The 6,342-nt window shown below is 71.7% G+C and carries 6 protein-coding genes; 1 reads left to right on the top strand and 5 read right to left on the bottom strand.

Annotation, left to right across the window (positions count from 1 at the left end; genetic code table 11):
• Positions 1-1,441 precede the first annotated feature (1,441 nt).
• Together ASE20_RS16420 and ASE20_RS16415 are read right to left on the bottom strand one after the other, a co-directional pair.
• On the bottom strand, positions 1,442-2,308 hold the full coding sequence (locus ASE20_RS16420; RefSeq protein ID WP_056895666.1) for a fructosamine kinase family protein: 867 nt from the start codon (positions 2,306-2,308) through the stop codon (positions 1,442-1,444).
• Between the two features lie 36 nt (positions 2,309-2,344).
• Positions 2,345-2,752 (bottom strand): phage holin family protein, encoded by a 408-nt coding sequence (locus tag ASE20_RS16415; protein WP_056895665.1) that lies wholly within the window; start codon positions 2,750-2,752, stop codon positions 2,345-2,347.
• A gap of 101 nt (positions 2,753-2,853) precedes the next feature.
• Here ASE20_RS16415 and nhaA point away from each other — a divergent pair, with 101 nt between their 5' ends.
• Positions 2,854-4,260, top strand: coding sequence for a Na+/H+ antiporter NhaA (gene nhaA, locus ASE20_RS16410; protein ID WP_082612499.1), 1,407 nt, complete (start codon positions 2,854-2,856; stop codon positions 4,258-4,260).
• Here the strand turns inward: nhaA and ASE20_RS16405 are convergent.
• Genes ASE20_RS16405 through ASE20_RS16395 form a run of 3 tightly spaced genes read right to left on the bottom strand, consistent with a single transcriptional unit; the run spans position 4,191 to position 6,077 of the window.
• Positions 4,191-4,967, bottom strand: a complete 777-nt coding sequence (locus tag ASE20_RS16405; protein WP_200952846.1) for a maleylpyruvate isomerase family mycothiol-dependent enzyme — start codon at positions 4,965-4,967, stop codon at positions 4,191-4,193. The two genes, nhaA and ASE20_RS16405, sit on opposite strands and share 70 nt — an antisense overlap.
• A complete protein-coding gene (locus tag ASE20_RS16400) occupies positions 4,964-5,605 on the bottom strand; it encodes a TetR/AcrR family transcriptional regulator (protein WP_056895664.1) in 642 nt (213 codons plus the stop codon). Before ASE20_RS16400 ends, ASE20_RS16405 begins: the two co-directional genes overlap by 4 nt.
• Positions 5,606-5,657: 52 nt before the next feature.
• Complete coding sequence (locus ASE20_RS16395; protein ID WP_056895663.1) at positions 5,658-6,077, bottom strand: PPOX class F420-dependent oxidoreductase; 420 nt, start codon at positions 6,075-6,077, stop codon at positions 5,658-5,660.
• Positions 6,078-6,342 lie beyond the last annotated feature (265 nt).

Genomic DNA, 6,342 nt, shown 5'->3' with positions numbered 1-6,342 from the left:
TGCGCTTCTTGACGTCGGTGGGGTGCTCGTAGCCGTTGACCGACCGGCCGTGGTGGAGGTCGACCACGGGGGTGACGGTGACCTGGGTGTGCCGGGCGAGCAGCGCCTGGACCTGGGTGAGGGTCCGGGGACCGAGGTCCTCGACCCGTGCAACAGGTCCGAGGTCGCCGGTGTCGGTGGTCGCGACGTGCACGACGACCTCCGCCGCACTGCCGCTGGTCGCGACCACTTCAGCTNGGGGTCGGCGGACATCGCGAACGCTTCGGCACGCCAGTGGTCCATCCCGAGGTCCTGCTCCTCAGGTGACGCTTGCTCGGCGAGTGCGACCGCAAGCCGTTCGATGAACGCCTCATGGACCCGGGCGTCGGCTTCGTCGAGGCGGGCGTACGCGGTCGCGACACCCGCAGTGTTGTCGACGTCGGCGATCTGGTCGCCGGGCTTGGGCTGGGAGTACCAGACCCCATTGTGTCGCTGATTCGCTNGGTGGTGGTGTCGGCCTCGATGATCTTGGCCTCGGCGATCGCGAGGATCCGGTTCGGCGCCTGACCCAACGCTGCAGCGACCGCGACATCCACGATCCGGACCTGGTCACGGGTGAGCTTCCGCGACAGGGTCGCGACCCGGCGCACCACCCAGGTCTCGCACTCGAGCTTCTGGGTGCCGGCCCACACGAGCGGGAGGCGGTGCCGCAGGTCCAGAGCGTCGGCCAACGCCCGTCGGGTCGCGCCGACGCCTTCGCAGCGGGCGATCGCGATCTCGTCCAACGCCAGATCCGAGATGCCGGGGGTGCCCTCACCGCCGGGGTGGACCAGCTTCGGCCCGCCGCGCCGGACCGGCACCGCACCGGGTTCAGCCTGCGGGTCGCCGGAGAACACGTCGGCCCANCGCGAGGAGGACCTGGAGTGCTTCGATCTCGACCAGGCGGCGTTCGGTCACGAGGTCCTCGGCGCGCGCCAGCAGCAAGGCCGGCGCGTGGGTCGAGGGGTCCAAGATCATGGGTCCATTCTACTCGAACATCTGTTCGAACGCTACCGAAGGGCGTGTTCTCCACAGGGCACTTTCGCCACTTTTCTAGCGGGTTTCAGTGGTTTTGTTCGACCATCCGGAGGCCGACCGCCGGACCCGACCACCCGCCCAGCCCTCTCGTCGCTGCCGCTTGAGAACCCGACCCCGCGACCAACGGAACCCGAAGGAGAAGTCCCAGCATCGTCAACAGAGGTTTCGCGGCTCGGCGCCAGGGCGCCTCGCACCTCAACCAGCGGGAGGCGACGGCAACCGCGAGCCGACCGGCGGAACCGACCACCCGCCCAGCCCTCTCGTCGCTGCCGTTTGAAGACCTGACCCCGCGGCCAACGGAACCCGAGGGAGGAGTCCCGGCATGGCCAGAGGTTTCGAGGCTCGGCGCTGGCGCGCCTCGCACCTCAACCACCGAGGGCAACGATCAGAGGTAGCGCGCCGCCACCCGCGCCGCACGCGCGCCGTACTGCCCGCCGAACAGGCAGGCGTGCACCAGCAGCGGGAACAGCTGGTGGAAGCCGATCCGGTCCTCCCAGCCGTCGGCGAGCGGGGCGGCCTCGTCGTAGGCGCTCATCACCAGCTGCAGCTGGGGGAGGCCGAAGAGGGCGAGCATGGCGAGGTCGACCTCGCGGTGGCCGGCGTAGGTCGCCGGGTCGATCACGAAGGAGCGGTCCTCGCCGGCCCAGAGGACGTTGCCGTTCCAGAGGTCGCCGTGGAGGCGGGCGGGCGGTTCCTCGGGCACGATCTGCGCGCCGCGGGCCACGGCAGCCTCGACGGTGGCGGCCTCGTCGGCGGTGACGATGTCCTTGTCGCGCAGCACCTTGAGGTACGGCGCGATGCGGCGCTCGGCGTAGAACTCCGCCCATGTCGGGAGGGTGCGGTTGAGGAGGGGGAGGCGGCCGATGTAGCCGTCGTCGGGGGCGCCGAAGGCGTCGGCGCCGGCGCGGTGGGTCGCGGCGAGGGCACGGCCGAAGGTGCCGGCGGCCTCGGCGTTCGGGCGGCCCGGCTCGACCCAGGCGAGGATCAGGCAGTCGTGGTCGACGGCGAGCACCTCGGGGACGGCGACGCCTCCGTCCGCGGTCGCCTCGCCGAGCCAGCGCAGCCCGGCGGCCTCACGCTCGAAGAACTGCGGCGGCGCGCTGGCGAGGGTCTTGAGGAAGGCCGTGCGGCCGTTGGAGAGGCGCAGCTTGACGGCGGTCGCGATGTCACCGCCGGCGACCGGAGCGGTCGCCACGACGGCGGACCCGAGCAGCTGCTCGGCCCGCCCGGCCACGACCGGCTGCCTCGCCATCGGCGTACCTCCCGGTCGTCCTGGTCGGTCCCGGTCTCAGGCCTTGGCCTGGCCCTTGAGGGCGCGGGGGATCTCCTTGCCCTGCTCGATCGCGCGTTCGGGTGCCTTGACCCGCTTGAAGCTGCGCAGCGCCAGGAACAGCAGCAGCCCGGCGAGCAGGACGTAGGCGCCGAACACGATGAGGAACGCCCAGTGCAGGTCGAGGCCCGAGCCGTTCCAGTGGATCAGGTAGGCGAAGGCGATCGACAGCATGATCACGGCCAGCACCAGCAGGAAGAGCGCCGCGCCGACGAGGCCGAGCCCGACCCCGCCCGCGGTGACGCTGACCTTCAGCTCTGCCTTGGCGAGCTGGATCTCCTTGCGCATGATCGTGGAGAAGTCGGTCTGCGCGTCCTTGATGAGGCGCCCGATGGTCGGCTCTTCGCGGAGCGGTTCGATGGCCATGACGCCGACCTTACCGATACCGCTAGGGTGCTTGTAGGTGAGCCGGGAAGTCTGGTCGGCAGGTGAGAACCCCTGCCCTCGTGACCCACGGAGCTGATGACATGACCGAGCCGCCCCGCGCACCCGACGCCCTCTGGCGCCACGGGCCGGTCTGGACCGCGAGCGACCGCCCGCTGGCCCGGTACGTCGCCCGCCCTGTCCGCGACTTCCTGCGGGTCGAGTCCGCGGGCTCCCTGCTGCTGCTCGTGGCGACGGTCGTCGCCCTGCTGTGGGTCAACCTGCCCGTCGCGGGCTGGGCGTCGGGCTACGACCACTTCTGGCACACGCCGGTCTCCCTGGAGGTCGGGAGCTGGCGGATCGAGGAGTCGCTGCAGCACTGGGTCAACGACGGCCTGATGACGATCTTCTTCTTCGTGGTCGGCCTCGAGATCAAGGACGAGCTGGTCCACGGCGACCTCCGCGACCCGCGCACCGCCGCCCTGCCGATCATCGCCGCGGTCGGCGGGATGGTCGTGCCCGCCCTGCTGTACGTCGCCCTCGCGGGCAGCTCCGGCGAGGCGGGAGCCGGCTGGGGCATCCCGATGGCGACCGACATCGCCTTCGCCGTGGGCGTCCTCGGCGTGCTCGGCCGGCGTGTGCCACCGGCGGCGCGGCTGTTCCTGCTCACCCTCGCGATCGTCGACGACATCGGCGCGATCCTCGTGATCGCGCTGTTCTACACCGACGACCTCGCCGTCGGCTGGCTGGTCGTCGCGCTCGCCCTGCTCGGCGTGATGGCGGTGCTGCGGGCCGCCCGCGTCTGGTCGGTCCCGGTCTACGTCGCGCTCGGCGTGGCGACCTGGTTCGCGCTGCTGGAGTCCGGCGTGCACGCCACGCTCGCCGGCGTCGCGATCGGCCTGCTGACCCCGGCGGTCGCACTGCTCCGGCCCGAGGTCGCGACGGAGTTCGCCGCCGACGCGCTCCGTGACAACGACCTGGACGCCGACGAGCTGCGCCGGCTGCGCTTCCTCGTGGGGGAGTCGGTCCCGATGACCGAGCGCCTCCAGGCGCGGCTGCACCCGCTGTCGTCGTACGTCGTGCTGCCGGTGTTCGCGCTCGCCAACGCCGGCGTCGCCCTCGACGACATCGGTTCCGCGGTCACCTCGGCCGTCGGCCTGGGCGTCGGCGTCGGTCTCGTGATCGGCAAGCCGCTCGGCATCGGCCTCGCGTGCTTCCTCGCGATCCGGCTCGGCATCGGGCGGATGCCCGCCGGCACGTCCTGGTCGCAGCTGCTCGGTGTCGGCGCCGTGGCGGGCATCGGGTTCACGGTGTCGTTGTTCATCGCCGGCCTGTCCTTCCCGGGCTCGGCAGGGCTGACGGACGAGGCGAAGGTCGGGATCCTGCTCGCGTCGGTGCTCGCGGCCGTCATCGGCGTGCTGGTGCTGCTCCTGGCGTCAGCTCAGAACGGGACCTCGGTCGACAGCAGCCCGGAGCCCGAGCCCCGGCCCGACAGCACCCGGCAGAACTGAACCGCGTCCATCTCGATCTCCTCCCCGCCCGAGCCGGCGCCCCACTCGCCGCCGGCCGGGCCGGTGAGGTTCAGGCGGTACGGCCGGCCGTGGCGCCCGGCCCACTCGGCGACCACGTCGGCGACGATCGCGCCGTCGTGCTCGGGGGTGAGCGTCATCGTCGTACCCGTGGCCTCGGCCACGTCGCTGCGGTGCATCCAGGTGTCGCGGGTGAGGATCACGTCGAGGAGGAAGCCGAGCGCCCAGCTCTCCTCGACGCCCTGGACGACCTGCGCGACACCCATGTCCCGTCGCCGGATGAAGGACGGCGTCATCCGGCGGCCGCGGGCGGCGCGCGGTCCGACCGCGCGGACGTCGGTGGTCAGCCGGGCCGGGTCGTGGTCGGCGCGTTCGCGGACCTGGACGTCGGTGAGCGCGTCGATGAACGCGATCCCCTTCGCCGCGGCGTCCCTGCCGGCGATCTTGCGTTGCCGCGCCCCCTCCCGGATGCCGGCGGCCATCTCGGCCATGCCGACGACGTGAGCGGTCATCTGTCGCACGTCCCACAGCGTGCAGGCGGTCGGTCGGGTCCACGCGGTGGCGTCGAGGGCGGCCACCGCGTCGGCGTAGCGGCGGTACTCATCAGCGGCGAGCCTCATCGCCGCCGGTCGCGGGATCTCGGGACGGCGCAGGGCGGTGCTCTTCTGGTTCTTCACGGTGGTGCTCATTTCCTGGTACCTGCCTTCTGGCGGGTCGGGCGCTTCTCGGGGAGCGGTGACAGTCCGACGGCGTCCGCGAACATGTCGATGGCCCGTCCGAGCAACCGCGCGAAGCGGTCACCACCCGGGTCGTTGGCGAGCTGCTGGTCGATCAGGCCGCCGAGCAGGGAGATCCAGATGTCGAAGTCGGCACGCTCGGTCACGCCGTGCGCGGCGAGGAAGGCGATGCCGTGGTCGAGCACCCGCACGGCCGGGGCGTACGCCTCGGCGCTCGGCTCGAACCCGGGGATGGTGCGCTGGTTCATCAGCTGGTGCCGGGCCAGGTCGGCGACCGCGAAGTCGAAGAACACCTTCGACGCAAGGTGGAGGGCGGCCCGGGGCTCCTCGGGGACGCTCCCGAGCTGGGCGAGGGCGTGGGCCTCGTACTCCGCCCACGCCTCGGCGTACATCGCGTCGTAGACGGCGTTCTTGGAGTCGAAGTGCGTGTAGAGCGACGGGGGCTGCATGCCCACCGCGCGGGCGATGTCGCGCAGCGTGATGCTCGCGATGCCGACCTCGCGTGCCTGCGCCCACGCGGCGTCGAGGATCTCCCGGCGCGTCGCCTCACGACGTTCGGCGATCCTACTGCGCTTCGGTTCTCCTAACATGATTAGGAGAATGCGCCTCGACGGATCCGCCTGTCAAGGCCCTGGAGGGCGGTCAGGCCTGCGGCAGGACCTGCGACGACCCGAGGAACCGCTGGACGGCGATCCGCACGGCCACCCGGTTCGGGTTCACGCGCGGCGGGCGGTAGCGGGCGGCGTACCGCTCGCAGGCGCGCTCGATCGAGGCGGCATCGGAGAGCACCTCGGCCGTGCCGATGATCGTGGACCAGCGCGCGCCGTCGACCTGGCTCACCGCGAGGCGGCCGTCACGGCGCAGGTTCGCGACCTTCTGCGAGCCGCCGTCGGTGATGACCCACGCGCACTGCTGCTCAGCGTCGAGCGCGGCACCGATCGCGACCGCGTGCGGGGCGCCGTCGCGGTCCAGGGTGCTCAGGGTGCAGAGGTGCCGCTCCGTCCAGAACGCCGCCAGCGCGGGCGGGAGCGCGGACCAGTCGACGGGCTGCCACACCGGCATCGTTGCTCCTCAGGGGCTTGCGCGATCTTGCGTCATAGGCTCCGTGGGCTTGAGCCCACGGAGCCTATGACGTTACGACGGTGAACCTGGTCAGTCCTCGGTGGTGGTGGCCTGGCCGGCCGAGATCAGGTCCATGATGGAGGCGTCGGCCAGGGTCTGGGTGTCGCCGACGGTGCGGCCTTCGGCGACGTCGCGCAGGAGTCGGCGCATGATCTTGCCGGAGCGGGTCTTGGGGAGCTCGGGGACGATCATGATCTGGCGGGGC

Source organism: Nocardioides sp. Root240, from assembly GCF_001428825.1.
Taxonomy (GTDB): Bacteria; Actinomycetota; Actinomycetes; order Propionibacteriales; family Nocardioidaceae; genus Nocardioides.
Note: the sequence above shows the minus strand (reverse complement) of the source record. Positions and strands in the feature narration are given on the sequence as shown.

Excerpts from the sequence above, each read along its gene's own strand:
- nhaA (WP_082612499.1), top strand. The coding sequence starts at position 2,854 with ATGACCGAGCCGCCCCGCGCACCCGACGCCCTCTGGCGCCACGGGCCG.
- ASE20_RS16400 (WP_056895664.1), bottom strand. The coding sequence starts at position 5,605 with ATGTTAGGAGAACCGAAGCGCAGTAGGATCGCCGAACGTCGTGAGGCG.
- ASE20_RS16395 (WP_056895663.1), bottom strand. The coding sequence starts at position 6,077 with ATGCCGGTGTGGCAGCCCGTCGACTGGTCCGCGCTCCCGCCCGCGCTG.
- ASE20_RS16420 (WP_056895666.1), bottom strand. The coding sequence starts at position 2,308 with ATGGCGAGGCAGCCGGTCGTGGCCGGGCGGGCCGAGCAGCTGCTCGGG.
- ASE20_RS16405 (WP_200952846.1), bottom strand. The coding sequence starts at position 4,967 with ATGAGCACCACCGTGAAGAACCAGAAGAGCACCGCCCTGCGCCGTCCC.
- ASE20_RS16415 (WP_056895665.1), bottom strand. The coding sequence starts at position 2,752 with ATGGCCATCGAACCGCTCCGCGAAGAGCCGACCATCGGGCGCCTCATC.